Source organism: Pseudoalteromonas sp. 2CM39R, from assembly GCF_023161845.1.
The window spans coordinates 288,675-309,838 of sequence record NZ_JALNTM010000003.1; the positions used below are offsets into that span (position 1 = coordinate 288,675).

At 38.7% G+C, this 21,164-nt stretch carries 23 protein-coding genes; 3 read left to right on the top strand and 20 right to left on the bottom strand.

What is annotated here, in order from left to right; translation table 11 throughout:
- Nucleotide 1: 1 nt before the first annotated feature.
- The gene (locus MTF66_RS08600; RefSeq protein ID WP_010388977.1) at nt 2–808 is read right to left on the bottom strand and encodes an alpha/beta fold hydrolase; all 807 of its coding nucleotides are present in this window, start codon (nt 806–808) and stop codon (nt 2–4) included.
- A 277-nt stretch (nt 809–1,085) separates the two neighbouring features.
- Nucleotides 1,086–1,355 (bottom strand): hypothetical protein, encoded by a 270-nt coding sequence (locus tag MTF66_RS08605; RefSeq protein ID WP_010388978.1) that lies wholly within the window; start codon nt 1,353–1,355, stop codon nt 1,086–1,088.
- Between the two features lie 232 nt (nt 1,356–1,587).
- On the opposite strand from MTF66_RS08605, the gene MTF66_RS08610 reads away from it, so the two are divergent.
- Complete coding sequence (locus MTF66_RS08610; RefSeq protein ID WP_008463845.1) at nt 1,588–1,854, top strand: type B 50S ribosomal protein L31; 267 nt, start codon at nt 1,588–1,590, stop codon at nt 1,852–1,854.
- A complete protein-coding gene (gene ykgO, locus MTF66_RS08615; RefSeq protein ID WP_004586489.1) occupies nt 1,851–1,985 on the top strand; it encodes a type B 50S ribosomal protein L36 in 135 nt (44 codons plus the stop codon). Before MTF66_RS08610 ends, ykgO begins: the two co-directional genes overlap by 4 nt.
- A 50-nt stretch (nt 1,986–2,035) precedes the next feature.
- Here ykgO and MTF66_RS08620 read toward each other — a convergent pair whose 3' ends face one another.
- Together MTF66_RS08620 and MTF66_RS08625 are read right to left on the bottom strand one after the other, a co-directional pair.
- Nucleotides 2,036–2,422 (bottom strand): OsmC family protein, encoded by a 387-nt coding sequence (locus MTF66_RS08620; RefSeq protein WP_008463841.1) that lies wholly within the window; start codon nt 2,420–2,422, stop codon nt 2,036–2,038.
- Nucleotides 2,423–2,431: 9 nt separating this feature from the next.
- Complete coding sequence (locus tag MTF66_RS08625; RefSeq protein WP_054201221.1) at nt 2,432–2,821, bottom strand: cytochrome b562; 390 nt, start codon at nt 2,819–2,821, stop codon at nt 2,432–2,434.
- A 133-nt stretch (nt 2,822–2,954) separates the two neighbouring features.
- Here MTF66_RS08625 and MTF66_RS08630 point away from each other — a divergent pair, with 133 nt between their 5' ends.
- Nucleotides 2,955–4,034: an ABC transporter substrate-binding protein gene (locus MTF66_RS08630; RefSeq protein ID WP_248527040.1), complete on the top strand. Its 1,080-nt coding sequence runs from the start codon at nt 2,955–2,957 to the stop codon at nt 4,032–4,034.
- A 66-nt stretch (nt 4,035–4,100) separates the two neighbouring features.
- Here the strand turns inward: MTF66_RS08630 and MTF66_RS08635 are convergent, their stop codons facing one another.
- The 16 genes from MTF66_RS08635 to MTF66_RS08710 all read right to left on the bottom strand — a co-directional run bounded on the left by MTF66_RS08635 (nt 4,101) and on the right by MTF66_RS08710 (nt 21,153).
- Nucleotides 4,101–5,879, bottom strand: coding sequence for an alpha-amylase family glycosyl hydrolase (locus MTF66_RS08635; RefSeq protein ID WP_248527041.1), 1,779 nt, complete (start codon nt 5,877–5,879; stop codon nt 4,101–4,103).
- Between the two features lie 25 nt (nt 5,880–5,904).
- The gene (locus MTF66_RS08640) at nt 5,905–7,125 is read right to left on the bottom strand and encodes a glycosyl transferase (protein ID WP_075170245.1); all 1,221 of its coding nucleotides are present in this window, start codon (nt 7,123–7,125) and stop codon (nt 5,905–5,907) included.
- Nucleotides 7,118–8,857, bottom strand: coding sequence for an HAD-IIB family hydrolase (locus MTF66_RS08645; RefSeq protein ID WP_248527042.1), 1,740 nt, complete (start codon nt 8,855–8,857; stop codon nt 7,118–7,120). The genes MTF66_RS08640 and MTF66_RS08645 overlap by 8 nt, the downstream gene beginning before the upstream one ends.
- A gap of 148 nt (nt 8,858–9,005) precedes the next feature.
- Entirely contained in the window at nt 9,006–10,244 is a 1,239-nt protein-coding gene (locus MTF66_RS08650) for a uracil-xanthine permease family protein (protein WP_010388985.1), read from the bottom strand.
- Nucleotides 10,245–10,253: 9 nt separating this feature from the next.
- A complete protein-coding gene (upp, locus tag MTF66_RS08655) occupies nt 10,254–10,886 on the bottom strand; it encodes a uracil phosphoribosyltransferase (protein ID WP_008466150.1) in 633 nt (210 codons plus the stop codon).
- 133 nt (nt 10,887–11,019) lie between these two features.
- Nucleotides 11,020–11,967, bottom strand: coding sequence for an ecdysteroid 22-kinase family protein (locus MTF66_RS08660; RefSeq protein ID WP_248527187.1), 948 nt, complete (start codon nt 11,965–11,967; stop codon nt 11,020–11,022).
- A 211-nt stretch (nt 11,968–12,178) separates the two neighbouring features.
- Nucleotides 12,179–13,285, bottom strand: a complete 1,107-nt coding sequence (locus MTF66_RS08665; protein ID WP_055011978.1) for a serine hydrolase — start codon at nt 13,283–13,285, stop codon at nt 12,179–12,181.
- 109 nt (nt 13,286–13,394) lie between these two features.
- Nucleotides 13,395–13,709, bottom strand: coding sequence for a hypothetical protein (locus tag MTF66_RS08670; RefSeq protein WP_008466158.1), 315 nt, complete (start codon nt 13,707–13,709; stop codon nt 13,395–13,397).
- Between the two features lie 113 nt (nt 13,710–13,822).
- The gene (locus MTF66_RS08675; RefSeq protein WP_248527043.1) at nt 13,823–14,212 is read right to left on the bottom strand and encodes a hypothetical protein; all 390 of its coding nucleotides are present in this window, start codon (nt 14,210–14,212) and stop codon (nt 13,823–13,825) included.
- Between the two features lie 123 nt (nt 14,213–14,335).
- A complete protein-coding gene (locus tag MTF66_RS08680) occupies nt 14,336–14,722 on the bottom strand; it encodes a hypothetical protein (RefSeq protein ID WP_248527044.1) in 387 nt (128 codons plus the stop codon).
- 136 nt (nt 14,723–14,858) lie between these two features.
- Entirely contained in the window at nt 14,859–15,248 is a 390-nt protein-coding gene (locus MTF66_RS08685) for a hypothetical protein (protein WP_374237036.1), read from the bottom strand.
- Between the two features lie 113 nt (nt 15,249–15,361).
- The gene (locus MTF66_RS08690) at nt 15,362–15,874 is read right to left on the bottom strand and encodes a DUF4410 domain-containing protein (protein ID WP_010388992.1); all 513 of its coding nucleotides are present in this window, start codon (nt 15,872–15,874) and stop codon (nt 15,362–15,364) included.
- 119 nt (nt 15,875–15,993) lie between these two features.
- Entirely contained in the window at nt 15,994–16,698 is a 705-nt protein-coding gene (locus tag MTF66_RS08695) for a polysaccharide deacetylase family protein (RefSeq protein ID WP_248527046.1), read from the bottom strand.
- A gap of 240 nt (nt 16,699–16,938) precedes the next feature.
- Entirely contained in the window at nt 16,939–17,256 is a 318-nt protein-coding gene (locus MTF66_RS08700; protein WP_010388994.1) for a heavy metal-binding domain-containing protein, read from the bottom strand.
- 323 nt (nt 17,257–17,579) lie between these two features.
- Nucleotides 17,580–19,835, bottom strand: coding sequence for an acyl-CoA dehydrogenase (locus MTF66_RS08705; RefSeq protein ID WP_248527047.1), 2,256 nt, complete (start codon nt 19,833–19,835; stop codon nt 17,580–17,582).
- 292 nt (nt 19,836–20,127) lie between these two features.
- Nucleotides 20,128–21,153 (bottom strand): zinc-binding dehydrogenase, encoded by a 1,026-nt coding sequence (locus MTF66_RS08710; protein ID WP_248527048.1) that lies wholly within the window; start codon nt 21,151–21,153, stop codon nt 20,128–20,130.
- Between the last annotated feature and the right edge of the window lie 11 nt (nt 21,154–21,164).

Below are 21,164 nucleotides of genomic sequence, written 5' to 3' on the forward strand. Positions count from 1 at the left end.
GTTAACTCACAAAGTCAATAATCGAACGGCCGACTGTTTCTGGGTGAGTCATATGAATACAATGACCATGTGCGCTTATAACTTGGAGCGTAGCGTTAGGTATTTCATTTGCGACAAATTCGCCTACAGATGGCGCGGCTAAAGCATCATGTTCACTTTGTAAAACTAATGATGGCTGTTTTATATGTTTAAGCGTCGCGCGATAATCAGATAAAAAAGTGGCTTCTGCAAAGGTTTTTGCAATCAGTGGATCGGTTGAACAAAAGCTCCCCGATAACTCGGCTATAAATTCATCAGGGTGAGAACTACCCATAACTAAAGGTGCTAAATAATTGGCCCAGCCAATGTAATTTTTATCCATCAGGTTAAGTAGTTCATGCAAGTCTTGTTTTTCAAACCCGCCAAAATAATCAGGGGGTAAATTTAAAAAGCACGGTGAAGGACAAACCATAACAAGCTGAGTAAATAACTCTGGCTGCTCAATGGCGGCAAGCGCCCCAATTGTTGCGCTAACAGAGTGACCTATAAAAGTCACATCGCTTAGAGCAAGTGCGCCACATATCTCAAGTACATCTTTGGCATAGCCATCAAGGGTCGAATAACGCTTTTTGTTGTATTGAGAAATATCAGACTTACCAGAGCCTACATAATCAAACAGCACTAAAGTAAAATGTTGCTCAAGCACTGGAGTAACAAACCGCCACATATTTTGGTCACAACCAAATCCATGAGCCAAAACCAAGGTTTTATCACCCTTGCCAATTATTTTGACGTTGTTTCTTTTGCGTATTTCATTTAAGTGCGGCATTAGAATGATCCTTTTCTTTGTTCACCCAATAAAAGTAGTATATTTATTAAACATAGTGAGGACTACTGTTTATATAAATAAGTTTAACTCATTGCAAAGCTTTATACATCAATTAGTTAGATGAAAAGTCATCAAGAGAAAAAGTACATACTATTGTATTAAAAAGTGTGATTATTTATTTTGCTTAGGGATAAAAACACACACTTTTGTTAACATTAAATTACATCCTTAGCAGCCGGCATCATCTTAAATAAAATGGCTATTACAACCAAACGGATTAGTTCTGGTGCTCGTACTGCCCACGATAAACTTCAAATACTTTTAATACGGTGTGTTGTTCTTTTGAAAGCGCGTCAAACCAATCGTCAAATAATTCATCATCTTCTTGTTCGCTTAATGCTAAATAATGAGCAAGTAATTCAATGATGTCGTTATGAGAACACCCTAACGAATCAACTTGTTTAGCCAATATACTGTGGTCACGCTCTCTGAGAGTATCCATGACTCCTTGGTCGATTTGGTCTTGTTGTGCCTGAGCGTCACTCATAAAACTACCTCTATTAACGTTATTAAATTCTTATTATTTTGTTCGCTGAGTCTAGTTATAGCAGCCTAAATACTAATAGCCAGTACTTTTGATCTAAGTGCTTATTTTTTGACTATTTTGTGCAAATACACAGCAATTACACTGCGTTTAAGGCTATTTAAAATGATTTGCAAAGGGAAAATAAATACGTTAAATTAAATGATATACTATCACATAACACTAAAGGCATTTTATGAAGCCCAATATTCACCCTGATTACCATGTGGTTGCTTTTCATGATACTGCAGCTGATTCTTACTTTATTATTGGTTCAACCATTAAAACCAATCGCACCATAGAAATTGAGGGTAAAACATATCCTTATGTTCCTATTGATGTCTCAAGTGACTCACATCCATTTTATACAGGCAAACAAAAAACGCTCGCTACTGATGGACGCGTTGCGCAATTTAATCGTCGGTTTAAAAACCTCTCTACAGCTAAAAAGGAAAGCAAATGAAAGTTTTAAGTTCATTAAAAAGTGCAAAACAACGACCAGGTTGTCAAATTGTAAAGCGCAAAGGGCGAGTATTCGTGATATGTAAAGATAACCCTAGATTTAAAGCTGTGCAGGGTATGAAGAAAAAGTAGCAAGATAAAATAATGCCGAGTTTATACTCGGCATTATTATTAGGGTCTGTTTATTTAACTACAACAGAAAACTCAGGCACTGCTTGAATAACCTTTTTCACGGTACATGTATTCACCGCAGCAATCAGCGCTTTTTTATATTTAGCTGGGAAACCTTCTGGCAAGCCAATTTCGATTGAAAAAAGCTTCTTACCGTTTTCATCTACATTTTCGTTATTTTGTGTCAGTGTCATCCCCTCGGTCGAGATCTCTCTTTGCTGACAAAATTTACGCGCATAAAAACCAGCACACAACACCATGCTTACTAAAAAATAGTCAAACGGTTCTGGATGTTCTGCATCACCACCAGCGTTTATGCTTTGATCGCTTATAACTTCATGCTCACCAAACTTAGCACTTAACTTTTGACCATCTAACATTGAAACCGAAATTTCCATTACTAATCCTTATTTTCCAAACAATAATTCAAAAAAGCCTGGAGGCTCGTGTAATTCGTGATATTTTTTGCGCAAATTATCAATCGCCTTAAGTGGTTTTTTTGCCGACTCAAGCCCCTGCTCGTTCGCTACTTTTTTGGCTAACTGGGCTTGAATAAGCACCTTATCTAGCCCTTGCACCGACTTTTCAGCTTCTTTATAAAACTTGGCTTGCTTACTTTGCTCTATCAATTTAATAAATTCATCGATAGCGCCATTAAATTCTGCTAACTGGGTTGCTTCAACACTTTGTTTATAAGCAAGCCCAATGTTTTTCATGGTCTTTTCTAAGTCGCTCATTTCATTTGCGGCAACTGTTTGACTAAATATTAATACCATTAACAACAAAACTGCTTTCATTAATACACCCTAAAAAATAATTGTTGCATACATACTAAACTTACTGAGGTATTATATAGCATAACGCCTAGATGTCATACGGAGCACTTGCACAAGGATAAAATTGGGCTTTAAAAAGTTTACAGAGAAATGTATGTCCTTGTTTAAATTATACCGCCTGCTAACGTTTACCTGCCTTCTGTTGGGTAGTTATAGTGCTTATGCCCTAGAAGTCATATTTATTAACCCTGGTTTTTCTAACACGGAAAATGCACAGAACAGCACCGGAAACTTTTGGTTTGATGTTTCTAAAATCATGCAAAATGCAGCCACTGATTTAGATGTTACATTAACGATAAAATACGCCAACCGAAATCATATTTTAATGAAAGAGCTTATTCAGCAGGCTATAAATGATAAGCCCGATTACCTGATCCTCGTAAACGAAAAAAATGTTACCAGTAAGTACCTCTCTAAAATAGACAGTAAACATGTCCCTATTTACTTTTTATTAAATCGCCCTTCGCCTGCGTCACTTGATATGTTACGTAAAAATGACACTAACATAGTCGGTAGTATTACCCCAAATAATCGCGTTGCAGGTAAATCATTGATGCAGCAGCTTTATAAAAAGTTTACCAATAAAACAACAACTAGCGCACATATATTGGCGTTATTAGGCGACTATGCAACGCCTGCTTCTATTATGCGCACTCAAGGGTTAATGGATTTTTTAGCGCAAACGCCGCAAGTTACTTTAATCGCTAAAGAGGTTGCCAATTGGTCTGAACAAGAAGGGTTTACAAAAACTTTGGCGTATATGCATCAAGCCCCTGAAATTAACATTATTTGGTGTGCAAATGACGCCATTGCTTTTGGCGCAAAAAGGGCATTAAAACAGCTAAACATGCAATCTCAGGTTATTGTGGGCGGTATTAACTGGGAGGTTCCACCTAATAATGGTTCAGAGCTTGATGTATCTATAGGAGGTCATGTTTTGTTAGGTGCTTATGCTCTGGTTAATCTGTTCGACAACCATACGCAACCAAAACTTAGTCCTTTGCTTCATCGTTCAGCTGATATTTTTGACCCACTTACTGATGAAAACACCCCCTTATATAAGGCGATAAATACAACAGGTCTAGCAGAAATAAACTTTATACAGTTTAGTAAAACACGCGCTGACTGGCATAAATTCACAATAGAAAATCTACTTTTAGCGCTTAAACAATAGCACTGTAAAGCCCCTTTACAGTGCGGTTACTTTATTTAAAACTCTGAATGTAATTGTTTGCGTTATTTATGCCTTATTAGATAGCCAAAGCGTTTGATAGGGTGCTAACTGCATGGTTTGTAACGCGTCATCGAGTGTTGTATTAGAAATTAGCTCAACCCATTGCTGGGTATTTATTAAGTTTAAGTCGGCTAAGGTTAAGCTTTGTGGCTGACTGCTAATATTATAAACACAAAAAATACTTTGTTGGCGGTCTATACTTTGTCGCCAAAAACCAAATAACCCCTCTCCTAAGTGCAAAGTAAATTGTGTTGCATTAGGATGGAATGCAGCTTGCCTTTTACGCACTGATAATAACTGTTTTATTCCCTTGAACACCTGGTGATGGTGGCTGTATTTTTCTTCAATAGCCGCTAATAATTTTGACTCTTGCCAGCGATGACGATTAATTGCGCGATTGTGCTGCGAATTTTCAAAACGCTCATAGTCATTAGTTGTACCAAGTAAACTATGTATGTATAGCCCCGGTATTCCTTCCATTGCAAACATAATGGCATGGGCACACAAAAAGCGCTCAAGGCCATATTTATCTGCGCCATTATGCGTACCTTGTAAGGCATCAAACAAGGCAATATTTAGCTCATAAGGGGTATGCGTGCCATCGTGACTGGTGCGCATTGAAACACGACCCCCAAATTGCATGGTCGTACTTACTAACGAAGCAACTTCACTCGGTTGTAATAAGCCTTCAATTGGCCTCAAACCAATGCCATCATGAGAGGCTATAAAATTAAAATATGCGGTACCGTTTTGCGCTGGCGGCATGCTCATCATCCAGTGCTTAAGCGCGGTACTATCGCCGCTAAGTAAGGTATGCAATAACAGCGGCGGCAAGGCAAAGTTGTAAATCGCATGGGCTTCGTTGGCATTACCAAAGTAAGATAGATTTTCTTGATTAGGAATATTGGTTTCGGTAATAATCACCACACTGGGCTCAGCATGCTCAATCAGCGTTCGCAATAAACGCACCACTTCATGCGTTTGTGGCAAGTTTATACAACTGGTATTTAGTTGTTTCCATAAAAAGGCCACAGCATCAAGGCGAAATAGGCGAATACCATTATCTAAATAATGGCGAATAATGCCAACAAACTCTTTTAATACCTCCGGATTTTCAAAATTAAAATCCACCTGATCATGACTAAATGTACACCATACATGCTTATCACCGCTTGCTGTGGCAACCGTATGTAATAATGGCGAGGTTCGTGGGCGCACGACTTGGCTTAAATCGTCAGATAAACTGGCTGTTTTAAAGTAGTCTTTCCCTGGGTGAGTATCGGTTAAAAAGTTTTCAAACCAAAGGCTTCGGCTAGAACAATGATTAATCACTAAATCAGCCATTAACTTTACATCGTTGGCAATCGCATTAATGTCTTGCCAGTCACCAAGCGCTTCATTAACTTGCGCATAGTTCATTACCGCAAATCCTTCATCTGAGCTGTACGGATAAAAAGGTAAAATATGCAGTGCATTAAGCTGGTGATCGCACTGCTCTTTTATAAAGCGATGCAAGGTTTTTAGCGGCGCCTCTAGGGGAGTTCCAACTGCTAACTCACTGTCTTCATGATTTATAATAGAATCGCCATAGGCAATTAAAACAATATCTTGTTCATCCCAGCGATTGGTGTGCGGCGTGGGATCGCGAAGTGGGTTATTACCTAGTATCAAGGTGATTAATTCTTCAGCCAACTCAGCTACCGACATAGGTAACTCAACCCCTTGATAAATGGTATGTAAATGTTGTTCGACTCGTTGAAAAAACTGTTCCCTAACTATGTTCACAGGCGCCTCGTTTAAGTATACCAATTTAACTGTATTGTTCGTTATCAAGCTCAACGGCTTCTTTTAATCGATCTAGTACATCGGGCATCGCCGAAGCTACACGGTTCCAACTCGGCACAAATGGCGCTTCCATTGGGTTTTCTAAAAAGTGTTGGCCAGCATTCATAATATTTTGCGCAAACATTTCTACCGCTTTTTCTTCTTGGTGAATATCAAGTGTTAAACCGTTCATTAACGCATCATTATGATAAGTTTCAATAAAGTCTAAACCAATGCGGTAATATGTCGCTTTTAATGAGCGAATGGTTTCGCTGGTAAAGGTAACCCCCTGGGTCGCTAGCTTTCTAAATAACGCTTTGGTTATATCAATAGACATTTTAGAAAGGCCAGCAGTTTGGTCGTCCAGCGATAATTCTTGGTGTTTATGATCGTAGTTATCGGCAATATCAACTTGGCATAAGCGGTTATGGGAGTAATTACGGTACATCTCGCTTAATACGCCAATTTCTAATCCCCAGTCACTAGGAATACGAATATCGTTTAATACATCGCGTCTAAACGAAAATTCACCGGCTAATGGGTAACGAAACGAGTCCATATACTCAAGGTAGTCTCTGCTGCCTAATATGGTTTTAAACGAGCGTAATAACGGAGTAACCAGTAAACGCGATACTCGACCATTTATTTTTCCATTGGCAGTACGCGGGTAAAAGCCTTTACAAAATTCATAGTTAAATCGAGGATGTGCAACGGGATAAATTAATCGCGCTAATAAGCCTCGGTCATAAGTTAAAATATCGCAATCATGTAGTGCTATTGACTCAACCTCCGCGGTAGCGAGTTTATAGCCCATGCAATACCACACATTACGGCCTTTACCGAGCTCGCGTGGCGCCACACCTAAAGCTTGAAGCTCTTTATCAAGCGCCTGCAAACGTGGGCCATCGTTCCACAACACTTTATGGTTTTGATCAAGCGATTTAAAAAAGTTCAATGCATAGCGATACTGGCTTTCGTCGGCTCTGTCTAAGCCTATAGTTATTTGCGATAAATACGGTACTTGTTGCAGCTCTTTAACAATATTTTGTAAAGCAGGGCCTTCTAACTCGCTAAATAATGAAGGCAATATAAGCCCCATTGGTCGCTGTTTACTAAAGCTAAGTAACTCTTTTTCTAAATCGTCTACGGGTCTATTGGCAATGTTATGTAGTGTTGTAATAATGCCATTTTGGTAAAAATCAGCCATGTAAACTATACTCCTCAGAACTGGGTAAAATACTGTTAATACAAGGTAGTGCTGTAATTTCTTCAACCCAGCCTAGCGGTGCCGGCAATTGAGAATAGCGCGCTTTGTTATAGGTTAATTTAACTGGCTTTTTACTCTCTGGATTGGTAATGATGATGGCGATATCAGCCTCTTCTAGCATTTGCTTATCGTTTTCACTATCCCCTAGCGCAATAATGCTCAGCGCTTTAGTAAACTGCGTATTAAACTGCTGCACTAACCATTGCTGAGCCATGCTTTTATCGGTATTTTTTCCAATGTGAACAAAGCGCCCGCCTACTTTAACCTCGTAGCCATATACTGATATCGCATTGATAAATTCATTTAGTTGCTGCTCATCGCCATGCCAGTAGAGCGGATCTGAGTATTGACGGGTTTGTGCTTGCGTTGCTTGTAGCTGGTTTAATCCTGTCATTTTCATTACCTGCTCACTGGTCAGCTCACTAAACAAACTATATTGGTCGCCGAAGTCTTTTTTTAAGCGTTTTAAATCAGTCCATAAATTGCTAATGGGTGCAGCAAACGAGTAACACCAGTAGCCTTGGTATTCGCTGCAGCCAATTGGCCTGAGATTAAAATAATTTTTAGGAATATAAACAGCCGAGCCATTTTCAACAATGAAAGGCTGTGTAATATTAAGCGCTTGTTGCAGTGCCACTACTTCACTAAATGTTTTGCTGGTATTAAATACCACAGGTACACCGCTGTATTGCAGCTCTTGTAATAAGGTATCTACCGCATCGGTGTTGTAATCTCTGTGATTGAGTAATGTGCCATCTAAATCGGTAAAAATGATAGGTTGTACAATACTATCGCTTGTAAGCACCATCGCAGTTACATCTCGATTACTATCGAGCTCTATAAGTGCATTTGCTTTAGCACTAAGGGTGTTGAGGTTTTCACGCGTGATGCGTTCAAAATGAGAAATAAACCACAATAACTGCTCATCAGTCATAGTGCCTGCGCCCTGCCCTTGTTTGGCAATTAACTTGTGTTCTTGCTCTTGGCGCCACGCAAACACATCATCAAAACTCGGGGCTTTGAGCATAATTGTGTAATCGATTTTATCAAAAACGGTTTTATATTCATTGGCTAAACAGCTGTTAATACAGCGACGCCATAACCCTTGTTGATCGTATGATTTTTCTAGCTCGTTAATAGGCTCAACTAAAGTAAAAGGCTGCTGTGGTTCACTGGCTACACACCACCCTTCTAAAATAACAACATCGATCGGCTGACTATTAGTTAACCATTTATTTTTTGCTACGGGTTCATCTTGTTGCTTATCAAAACGCGGCAGCGGTACATTTACTTCAGTATTTAATAAACGGCTAATGGTGTTATCCATCAGCGCAACATCATGTGTACCCGGAACGCCTCTAGTGGCGAATAAACAATGCACATCTTGGGCTAACTGTTGGCGTTTTTGAGTTGATAAATAAAAGTCATCAATAGAAAGCGCAACACAGTTTAGGTGGGTATTTTGGCTAAACCAAGTTACTAAATAATCACCAAGTGTGGTTTTTCCTGAGCCTTGGCAGCCATTAATTGCGACAAATATAGGGGCTGTTTTTTTACTGGTTAGAATGTCCTGCGCAATAGCAGAAAAATACTGCTCGCTAATATACTGATATTTCAACGGCAGTTGGTGTTTTACTAAAAAAGCATTTATATCCACACTCTTGGTCTCCATATAACAATCCCTGAGTCAACTATAGGGTATGACTAAGGAAATGCAGTTACTAGACCAATATTATTTATTGTTACTTTTTAGTAGGTTAAAAAAAAAGCGCATTTAAAATGCGCTTTTTTGGTGCAATATTTTTAACCACAGTGCAAACTTAACTCTGGTCGCTCTGTGCTTTGGGTAATACTAAGTTTAATACTATGCCTAAAATAGCACACAAGCTCACACCTTCTAGGCTGAACTCACTACTACCTATGTACATACCACCAATACCACAAATTAAAATAAGTGCCACAATACTTAAATTACGCGGTTCACTTAAGTCATCGCCCGATTTAACTAAGGTGTTTAAACCAATAACCGCAATAGAGCCAAATAATAAAATCATTATTCCGCCCATTACTGGCACCGGAATGGTTTGCAAACTAGCGCCCATTTTAGCAACAAATGCTAAGCAAATTGCGATAATGGCAGTCCACATCATTACTTTAGGGTTAAAGTTTTTAGTAAGCATTACCGCACCGGTTACCTCTGAGTAAGTGGTGTTCGGTGGGCCGCCAAATAAGGATGCGGCAGACGTGGCTAAACCATCACCAAATAAGGTGCGATGTAATCCTGGTTTTTTCAAATAATCTTTTTTTGTAACTTGGCTAATTGCCATCATATCGCCAATGTGTTCAATAGCAGGTGCAATTGCCACCGGCACCATAAATAATATGGCTTGCCATTTAAACTCTGGTAACACAAAGTTTGGCACAGCTAACCACTGTGCATTACTTACGGCTTCAAATTGCACTATACCCATAAATAACGATAGCGTGTAACCGGCAACAACACCGGCTAAAATAGGTATTAATTTAAATACCCCTTTACCCCACACGGCAAACACTAAAGTCACGAGCAATGAGAACATAGAGATAATAATAGCGCTATCGTAGGCAATAATTTGTGTGCCACCATCGCCACTTTTACCCATCGCCATATTAACCGCCGCAGGCGCAAGCGCTAGACCAATCACCATAATGACTGGGCCTACCACAATTGGCGGCAAAATTTTATGCAAGGTTTTTGTGCCTTTAAACTTCACTAATAAACTTAATAGCATATAAGTAAAGCCCGCCGCCATTAACCCCCCCATAGTGGCGGGTATACCCCACATTTGTACTGAGGCAATAATGGGTGCAATAAACGCAAATGACGAAGCTAAAAAAATAGGCACTTGGCCTTTAGTCACAAATTGAAACAACAAAGTACCTAAACCAGCGGTAAACAAGGCTACGCTAGGATCTAGGCCAGTTAATATTGGCACTAATACCAACGCACCAAATGCAACAAACAGCATTTGGGCACCGGTTAAAATGGTTTTTATAGAAAATGTAGAATTATTTTGCACTGCTAAACCTTAGTAAACCGTACCGAAAATTTTGTCACCTGCATCGCCAAGCCCTGGGATAATGTAACCTTTTTCATTTAAATGGCTATCAACTGAGGCAGTAAAAATCTCAATATCAGGGTGAGCGGCTAATGTTTTTTCAACGCCCTCAGGTGCAGCAACCAGTACGATTACTTTAATTTCTTTACAGCCCGCTTTTTTAAGCATATCAATGGTGGCGATCATAGAACCACCAGTAGCCAGCATTGGGTCAATCACTAAGCTTAAACGCTCATCAATATTACCCACTAGTTTTTCAAAGTAGGGAACTGGCTCAAGAGTTTCTTCATTACGCTCTAAACCCACTACACTCACTTTAGCCGCTGGGAGTAACGACATTACGCCGTCCATCATACCAAGGCCCGCACGTAAAATTGGCACCACGGTAATTTTTTTACCCTTAATGTGCTCAACTTTAAGTTTATTACCGTCCCAGCCTGTAATTTCGTTATCTTCTAATTCTAGATTTTTAGTGGCTTCGTAAGTTAATAATGTGCCCACTTCTGAACACAACTCGCGAAAACTTTTCGTGCTAATTCCATGCGCGCGCATTAAACCTAACTTATGTTGAACAAGGGGATGAGAAATAACGTGAATAGCCATAGTAATAAACCTAGTGATAAAAAATTTGACGTATTTTATATTAAAACAGGCCGTTTGACTGTTAATTTTAGTCTTGATTTCATAGTTCGTGCCAAAATATTTAATTTAGCCACAACTATAAAGATTTTTGTGTTTATGAGTTGTTACTCGCTAACCAATTATTTACCTGATCATGCATGTAGCTGTTAACCTTTTTGTGTTCTGGGCTCCACCCAAGTAAAAACCGATAAAAGTCTGCCCATGCCACTGGCCATAAATGAGCCCATTGTGTAACAACATCATCAGCATTAATGTGTGGTTGATAGTCACTCAGAGCTTGCTTCAATTGGCTAAAATAATAATCAAGGTAGCTCTGTGCGTGTTTATGAAGCTCAGAATCATCCATACAGCTGGTCATAAAATACATTACATCAATCACCCCAACACCCGCACCCACATATTGAAAATCGTAACCGAGAATATGCCCTTGGCTATTAGCGGCAAAGTTAGCAAGCTTGGCATCACCATGAATTAACGTTTTATAATCACACTGCTTTAACGCGCTGTTTAACAGTGATGCAGCCTGTTTAATATCGGACTTTTCAGGTAAGTTATTAAATTCATCAGGGCGTGTATCTAAATGCCAATAACTTCCTTGCTGCCATAAGCCATCAAACTTTGCATTTAAATGAAAGGCATGAAAATGTGCCAACCACTTTAATATTGCTTTTATATTCTCGGTGGTTGCTTGGCTGTACCCCAGCTTTGAAAAATCTGTAAACACCAAGGCAAACTCATCGCCTTTGTTGATTGCTTTAATGCATTCAATAGCTGCCGCTTGCTTGGGCAGCTTATGACTAAATTGCTGATAAAACGTATATTCAACGTGGTAAGAGTCACGCTTTCTATTAAGCGCAAAGCTGCTTTGTTTAATTTTAGGGTGATTAATATGATCGGGTACTTTAATCGCTTTAATCACACAGGCTTGCTCATCAAGTTGACACTTCACAATTTGACCACAGCCACTCCAAAGCGAGGTTAGGGTTTCGCCAATAGCTATACGTTCAAAATACGGGGTAAGTAATGGAAGATAAAAAGACATAGCCATATTAGGTTGCTAAATTTTAGTTAGCTTAACATTAGACGGTGTTTTTAATAAAAGGTCTTAGTAAAAAGCTCTGTATGTTTTTTCACAACCCTGTATGTAAAAAACGAATGCTAGTTTTTGAATGGGCGGCAAAATTAACTATGCCACTACAAACTTATCGTCGAATTGAGCGCTTTACCCGCTGAAATACTTTGTTGTATCCATTTTAGTTATGGCTTTGTTTAACAATAGAAAGGATAAGACTATCAATGTCATTATTCACTGCGCCAATACTACTATTACTTAAAATCACATAACCAAAGTTAAGGTCAGTGATAGAGCGTGATAGCGAGACCCAACCACGATTAAATCCAGCAAAGCCAAGACTGCTATTCTTTGCGTCAACAACATAGCTCATACTCCAGCGCCCATTAGTGTTTGGCGCGGGCTTTATCATCAGATCAATTAATTTTTCTGGTAGCAACCCTAAACCATTATAATCACCATCGTTGTTGCGCAACACAGCCATATTAAAGCGGGCTAAGTCTATTGGCGTTGTCTGTAAACCAGCAGCTGCTTTCTCATTAAAATAAACCATGCCCGTGACTTTGCCGGAATTATCGTAAGGTGTTGCCGACTTTTTGATAACTTTTTTAGTAATTTTAAAAGTAGAATCCTTCATATTTAGAGGCTTAAACACGTATTGCTGCATATAGTCTTCAAATGCCATGCCTGACACATCTTCAATTAAAAGTTGCACCACTGAATACCCACCACCAGAATAAGACCATTTTGTATCGGGCACATGAATAAGTTCAACAGATCCGGCGCCATTGTTATTGCCATTTAGTGAGTCAACTATAGATGTTAACTTTTCTGGAGACTCCCAGCCTGTATATGGGCCAAGTGACAAGCCTGAAGTGTGAGATAAGATATTTCTCAATGTTACTTTTTTTGCGTTAAACTCAGACTTAGGGATCTGCCAACGTTTGAGGTATTGGTTTATTGGCGCATCTAAATCGACTTTGCCTTGAGCTACAAGTTGCATTACTCCCCAAACAGTAACCAGCTTAGAAATAGACCCTACGTTAAACATTGTGCTTTGGGTAATCTCAGTTTTGGCTGCTACGTCGGCAAAACCATAGGATCGAAACTCTAGAACTCTATTTCCATTGACAAATGCAAGTGCAACACCAGGAGCTTTGTGTTTATCTAAAATCTTTGGTATGTCATCTTCCAAGCGCTCTGTGATCTCAGACACATCAGTAAACTCTTCAGCGGTAGCAAGACTAGCTAAAAACAATGTAAATATTATCAGTATTGATTTAATCATAACTTTCCTTAGTTCGTAAAACGCCAATATAAACAGACTTGAAATAGTTGGCTAAAATATTAAACAGTGTGAAAACAGCCAACGGTTTTTTTTCGTTTGAATATTCTTACTAAATACCGTTTGTTACCGATAAGTATTTGCTTTTACCGAAACTGACATAATAAATAGTTAAAAAAAGCAATTTGAATATATTACTACCAAAAGAATTTTTAATAATAATTCCTTTGTCAGTAATTGAGGCTACAGGAAAAGTTTGGCTTGAACACCAATCTATTTTCGCTTGAATAGTTTTAGTTGAATCAGGGATGTTTACTGTTTGCGTAACCCCTCTTTTTATAGTGGCAACTTCTACGTCATCCGCAAACAACTTATAGTCTCTCGCCATATCTACAAATTGTTTTGGTCTAAAAACTTGAATATTCATCTAAACTCCATTTATGTATTTAACACCCCATTAGAGGCAATAAAATAGTTGGTTAAAATAAGCGACGTAGAAACAAAAGCCAACTGTTTTGTCTTGCTTAATGTGTTTGTTGTCTAAATAAAGCTATTAGCAAGTAACCCTACGCCAACCCCTAAACCAAATATAGAAAAGTTGCGTAATATATAGACTTTTTTAGAGATATCATAAATAGTTTTACCTTTTGTTAATGACTCAACTATATATTCTTGAGCAATTAAAGAGTTAAGAATTGAAAAACAAAAACAACCTAAAGGAATATAAACCTTTGAGCCAAAGGTAAGTACTTTTAATTGAATAAGTATAACAACAGCACCTATTATTGCTGATGATAGCCATGCATACTGTTTTAACAACTCAAAATGTAACTCTGTTGTAATAGTTTCATTTTGGATTTTATTTTTTTCTACACTTCGAGATTTCTCTATACTATCTTCATTATTTTCGACTTGAACTGATTCTTCCATAATTAGAATAAAACTCCATATTTTGATAAAAACCTAAAGCCCGCATAATGGGCTGATAATTGTTGGCTAAAGTGTATGTAGCGAAGCTAAGTCAGCTGTTAGCAGCCCGCGCTTAAGCGCCTGTTATGTGCAGTTATTGACTGTTGCTAAACCTAAATCTATATTTGCAACAATATAGCCATACTCTTTCTTAGTTAACTTTTTAGCCTGATATTGTTGCTTAGCTAATTCGTGAGTCCAAGCCTTTTCACATGGAGCTAAGGGAATAGCTGTATCAACCATTAAAAGGTGCTCTTCCTGAATAACGCCGCCTTTTTTAACAATGCTTTTAGCGCAAAGGCTTAAAGCATATTCAACAGCAAATTTATCAACACTTGGCATACCTACAAATTCTACATCACAACCAAGTTTCTCATTACCTTTAGCATCAACATAATAAAGCTGGCCTGACCTAGTACAACCAGATATAAATAAGATGATAACGAGTAATAAAATATGTCTGATATTCACTTTGCCTCCTTGTGCAAATAAGCCCGTATAAAGGGCTAAAACGTAACGGCGATTTAGTTAAACTTGGCCAAGCCCAAACTCAATCACCGCGTAGTTTTGATGTTCCTGCCAGTTTGCGAGCACCTTGATGTGTTTGTTATTTGCCAGACCTTGAATATATTGATAGCAAAGGAAATTTACTTTCACCAAAGTTGATAGTTAGCGATAGTGTCTCATCTGCTTTGAATGATTGTAAAAACTCCAATGGCGCAATTCGCTGCCCATCTGCAACGATAGCCATTAGGTGTTTATTAGTTAGACTTCGTCGACCTGATGCCATATTAGTCAAGGTTACTACCGCCCAACGCTCACCAGAATCATTACTCATTAATACAAAATTATTTACACTAAAATCACTCTGCTCTGGCTGAATGTTTGATTCATTTGGGAAGGCCAAATCAAAACTATTAGGTACAACTCTATCAATAGAAAGTACCTCTTCACTTGAATGGGCACAAAATGTACAAACCAGCAATATCCAAGACATCCTTCTCAACATAAGTTCTCTCCTAATTTCATATAACACCTTACAACAGGTGCTCATGGGAGCGTTTTGGCCGTTGTTTGGCCAACTAGCATTTGTCCCTGCCTGATTGCTTGTTAGCTATTCTTTGCACTTGAATTGATGATATCAACTATCTTTTTAGACATAGCTTCTAACTGTCTAGAAGTTGTAGCACCGAATATTCCTTCACTAAACTCTGAACGAGTGTCTAGTTGCGATTCACTAACTATTTGGTTTGTGGATAGGTCTACGAGCTTAACGTTTAGCATCAATTCGGCATCACCTACCATTACACCTGCCATAAATCGACCAAACCCTGAAACATAACGAAAATGCTCTATTGTTATTTCCACGGAGATATCAGCCTGATTAGATGAGTTGCTTGGTATCAAATTACCTTTGTAATCTGTAGTTATTAATGTATTAAGTTCAGTGATACTTTTAGTTAAATCTCTACTTTTAGAGATTGAATTAGATGAGGATATAGCTACTGATATACTATTTGGTATGGCTCCTTGCTGCATGTTCGATGTTTTTACTGATTGCTTAATGTTTGCAGCACAACCCGCAATTAAGCTTACTAAGATGATTAAAATAAAGTTTTTCATTGAATGCTAAATTTCCTTGAATAGCTAACGCTTTGCTAAGAGGCTAAAATGGTTGGCTGGCTTTTTTGCGGTACTTTGCAAAAAACGAGCAAACTGTTTTAGTCCTTTTAAGCACCTTGTTATGCGCTACTGCCTATTAATTCAGATACTGTAACAAAGCGATAACCTTTATCTTTTAACTGCTGAACAATTAAAGGTACCGCAGCCATTGAATTACTTCTAGATTTAAACATTACATGTAAAAGAATAATTGACCCTGGCTTAGTATTTTGGACAACGTAATCGGATATATCACTTGCACTAGCATTTTTATCTAAATAAGTTTCAGGCTCCACATCCCACGTAACGGTAGTTATATTATTATTATTTAGATAATAAGGTAGCGAAAACAATTTTTTACCATAAGGTGGTCTAAAATGTATTTCACCTTTATAACCTGCCTCTGTAATTAACTCATTAGTTTTTTCTAGCTCATCTGTAACAAAGTTATAACTTTTCAAAACCATACGTTGATGAGTATATGAATGGTTTCCAACTTCATGACCTTTATCAATGATATTTTTTGTTTCTTGAATGTTTTCTTCTATAGCTTTGCCGACTAGGTAAAATGTAGCTTTAATTTCTGATTCATCTAGGATTTGGAGAATTTCTTTTGTTTTAAGTCTAGTCGGACCATCATCAAAAGTTAATGCGACTACTTTTTCAGTTGTTTCTACTCGATCTATAAGGTTACCAAAAAATTGAAATTTTTCATTCTTACTCAGCTGCCATAAAGCAATAAATATGATCAGCACTAATGCTGATAGTTTGATTATTTTACTCATGCAGACTCCATTTGCGCATAACAATTTTATAGTGTGCTCATCGCGCATATCTCTGCCAGCGCCCCACTAATATATTTATTAATTTCTTTTTAACAAATAAGTTAACACATTGCCAACTTTAAACTTTTAGTCAGGCTGTTCTTTTAATACAGTGCAGAAAAGAGGAAAGCGTCCTCATTTCTTGGCTTTGGAAGAAAACACCAAAAATGCCAAGCGTTTCGAATCTGCTTAAATTGTTTGTTATGTTCGAAGTTTAACGGCTGTGCCAAACACTAATATTTCTGATGCCCCATCAGTAACTGAGCTAGTTGTAAATCGTATTCCTACTATTGCATCGGCATTTAACTTTTTTGCATCTTCTATTAATCGTTCTAACGCTACATTTCGAGCTTCCATCAACATCTCGGTATAGCCTTTGAGTTCGCCGCCCACTATTCCTTTTAAACCAGCCATGATATCTCGACCAACATGTTTAGACTGAACCATGTTGCCATTAACTATGCCCAATACAGCTTCGATTTCCTTGCCAGGAACAGTTTCCGTTGTCGTATAAATCATAATTTTTCCCTAAAACATAACAGCTTATTAAACACCACTTTGGGGGTTATAACCTTCAAAACGGCGTATATTACATTCGCTTAATAATTCCACTAAACAACTCTATTGTAAACAAGTAATTACGTAGGTTATTTACCACCCATTGTTAAAACACACTAAAACAACGTTTAATAATGTTCTGTACCATCAAATTAGTCGTAATTAGTTATGAGCTTAAATCACACCCATAAAAAAGCCCCGCTTGATGTTACTCAAGCAGGACTCCACACTAATTTTGTATCAATAAAAGCGCCTAAACTGCAGGCGCTTTGCATTATTGAATTTTATTGGTTAACCACGCTTTTAAGCGGATTAACTGGCTGTGCGTTGTCGTCTAGGATGTTCATATCGAAGTCGAACTCATCAACACGAATCGCTTTTTCACGCTTTTTGTTGTAATCACTTAACTGAACAAATTCAGCGTCGTTAATTACTTTTGCAGCAAGTGCATTTTCAAGTGTGATTGAAAAACGCGTGCCCGGCTTAAAGGTTTTAGCACGTAGCGCTTTTTTCACTTTAGCTAATAGCTCTAATGATGCCATTTTAGCTTTGTAAGCTTGCTCGTTGATGTGATGACCATCACCTTCAATTGGCTTAACTAAATGGGTGATTTGCGCTTTAAATGCCGTATCAAGCTGAGCTTGTTTTGCTAATTCACGAATTAAATCATCGCTAATTTTTGGCATTTTAGTTGAGTAGTTCATAGTAATGAAACGAATGAACTTACGAGTACCACTTGCAGGGAAGTTATCTAAGAACTTGTGCAATGCTTCTTCTGCACTTTGTAGTGCAAAACGAGTCGCATAATGGAAGTAAGGAGCCGCTTGCTCACGCTCGCTGCTTGCTACTTTTTGCTCGTAATACTTAATAGATGCCATAGCTGCATACAAGAAGCTCATTACATCGCCTAAACGTGCTGAAAGCATTTCAGCTTGCTTTAATTTACCGCCAAGTACTAGTAACGAGAAGTCAGCATAGACAGCTAATTTAGCTGATAGTTTTTGCACTGCTTTTTCGTAGTCACGTACTTCTGGTAATGCTGAGTTTGCACTCGCGGTAAACGGTAGCACACCTAAACGGAACGCACGTAAGCTGTTTGCTGTGCTGTAACCAATTGTTTTACGTAAAATACCGTTAAATTCTGCATCTGCGTTTTTATCATCGCTGTGGATAGACTCAACCATAGATTGTAAGTATGGGTGACAACGCATAACACCTTGACCAAAGATCATCAGGTTACGAGTAAGAATGTTTGCGCCCTCTACCGTAATGGCAATTGGCTGCGCCACATAACCGCTAGCAAGCGTGTTTTGAGGACCATTCTGAATTGCTTTACCCGCTTGAATATCCATTGCTGAGTCAAGCACATCACGGCCAAGCTCTGTCATATGGTATTTAGCGATTGCAGTTACTACCGATGGTTTTAAGCCCATGCCTAAACCTTCAGTTGTCAGTACTCGCATTGCTTCTTGTAGGTATGTTTTACCTGCAATGTCAGCTAGCTTTTCTTGAATACCTTCAAATTGGCCAATTGATAAACCAAACTGCTCACGCACTGCTGCGTATTCTGAAGCTGATTTTAACGCCACTTGCGCTGTACTTACACCCAACGCTGGTAATGAAATACCACGACCTGCGCCTAAACAGCTAACTAGCATCTGCCAACCACGGCCGATATTTTTCTGACCACCGATAACAAAATCCATTGGTACAAATACTTTGTTACCACGTGTAGTACCGTTGTAAAAACGAATGCCCATAGGATCATGACGATTACCAAGTTCTACACCTGGGTGCTCTTTTGGAATAAGTGCACAAGTAATACCTAGGTTTTCTTTACCACCTAGTAGACCATCTGGGTCAACTACTTTAAATGCTAAACCAAGTACAGTGGCAATTGGCGCGAGTGTAATGTAGCGCTTGTCCCACGTAATTTCTAGGCCAAGTACTTCTTCGCCGTTGTACATACCTTTAGTAACAGTACCTACATCAGGAATACCGCCTGCGTCAGAACCTGCTTCTGGGCTGGTTAATGCAAAACATGGAATGTCTATACCATTTGCTAAACGTGGTAAGTAATGTGCCTGTTGCTCCTCTGTACCAAAGTGAAGTAGTAACTCACCTGGGCCTAACGAGTTTGGTACCATTACAGTTACCGCAACCGCTGAACTCTTAGTCGCAATAGTACCTACAATTGTTGAGTTAGCGTATGGGCTGAACTCTAAACCGCCAAACGATTTAGGGATGATCAGCGAGAAGAAACGCTCTTTTTTCAAAAACTCTAAAATGTCGTTTGGTAAATGAATACCATTTTGAATGACTGAATCATCAATCATGCTTAGTAGTTCTTGTACTGGACCGTCTAGAAACGCTTGTTCGTCTGCGGTTAGTTTTGCCGCAGGTACATCGCGTAGCGCGCTAAAATCTGGTTTACCTTGGTAGATAGACCCTTCTAGCCATACATCGCCAGCGTCTAGCGCTTCTTGCTCAGTAACTGAAATACTTGGTAATACTTTTTTTAATTTTGTACGTAAACTCATAACGAACTCATCCGACCAGATAAATAATACCTACATTACGTCATAAAAATCGGTTTAGATCAATTACTCTATTCAATTAATTAACAGTTTTTGCAATTTATTTTCTTTACCGGAACGTAAACTGTTGAAATAAAAAGGCTTACAACTGTACGCTGAATTATTATTTTTTTTGTAAAAAATTTAATAATTCAGACCTATATCGCCGTAAATACAGATTTGGTAAGAAAGTAGAAACAAAAAAGCGCAGCCTAAAATTAGGCTGCGCTTTTTAAATATGGGAATGTGAGTAAACCTAGCTTATTTTAACCACTTGTTTACCTGTAAAACCACCTGCAAGCTGTTTATTTAATGCGCTAGAAACAGCCTTTGCGTTAAAATCAACAGCTAATACTTCTGGAGGAGTTATTTCGCCATTAGAGACCGTTTCAAGCAACAAATTACCCATAAAACTCATGCGCTGCTGCGCGCATAGGCTATTGGCTAACCACGCGCCACCTAAGGATACAATACTAATATTGGGTGCTCTACGGTACATTAGCTGCTGTTCAAAATTAGGCAGTGGGTTTAAACAAGCAATACGACCGCAAAAACGCATTAGTTCGATATTTTGAATGGTCGATTCCCCACCCATAATATCAATAACGGCATCAAATCCTTGTGGGCCAAGCTCTCGGCGAATTTTGTCACACAAGGTTTTGTCATTGTAATCAAAAACTACATCAGCCCCTAGCTGCTTAACCAATTTGTGGTTACGCTTGGAGGCGGTTGTAAATACATCGGCACCACGCTGCTTTGCAAATTGAATAGCAAATTGACCTACAGCACCTGCCCCGCCTTCAACAAAGAGGGTATCGCCTTCAGTTACGGCTAATTTATCTAAGCTGATAAGCGCTGCCATTCCGGCGCAGGGCAAAGTAGCAGCCTTATCACTGGCTAATTGCTTGGGAATGATAGACACTGCATAATTAGGCACTTTTGCGTATTCGCTCAATATCCCTTGCTCGCCAATACTGGCGTGCCACATTACACGCTCACCCACGCCAGGAAATACGCCTTTACCCGCTTTAACCACTACACCCACTGCATCCAAGCCTAAAACATGCGGATACTGCCATAAACAAAAGCCAGATTTAGCAAATTGCGCATCCACCGGATTTAAACCAACATACTCCACTTTTACTAACAGCTCATTACCTGTGCATTGAGGCACAGGTAATTGCATATCAACTAAGTGAATATCCTCATTAGGCTCTATTAAGGCAATAGCCTGCATAGATGAAGGAATAGTATTTGGGTTTGTAACTACAGTATTAGGCATCAAAAACTCTA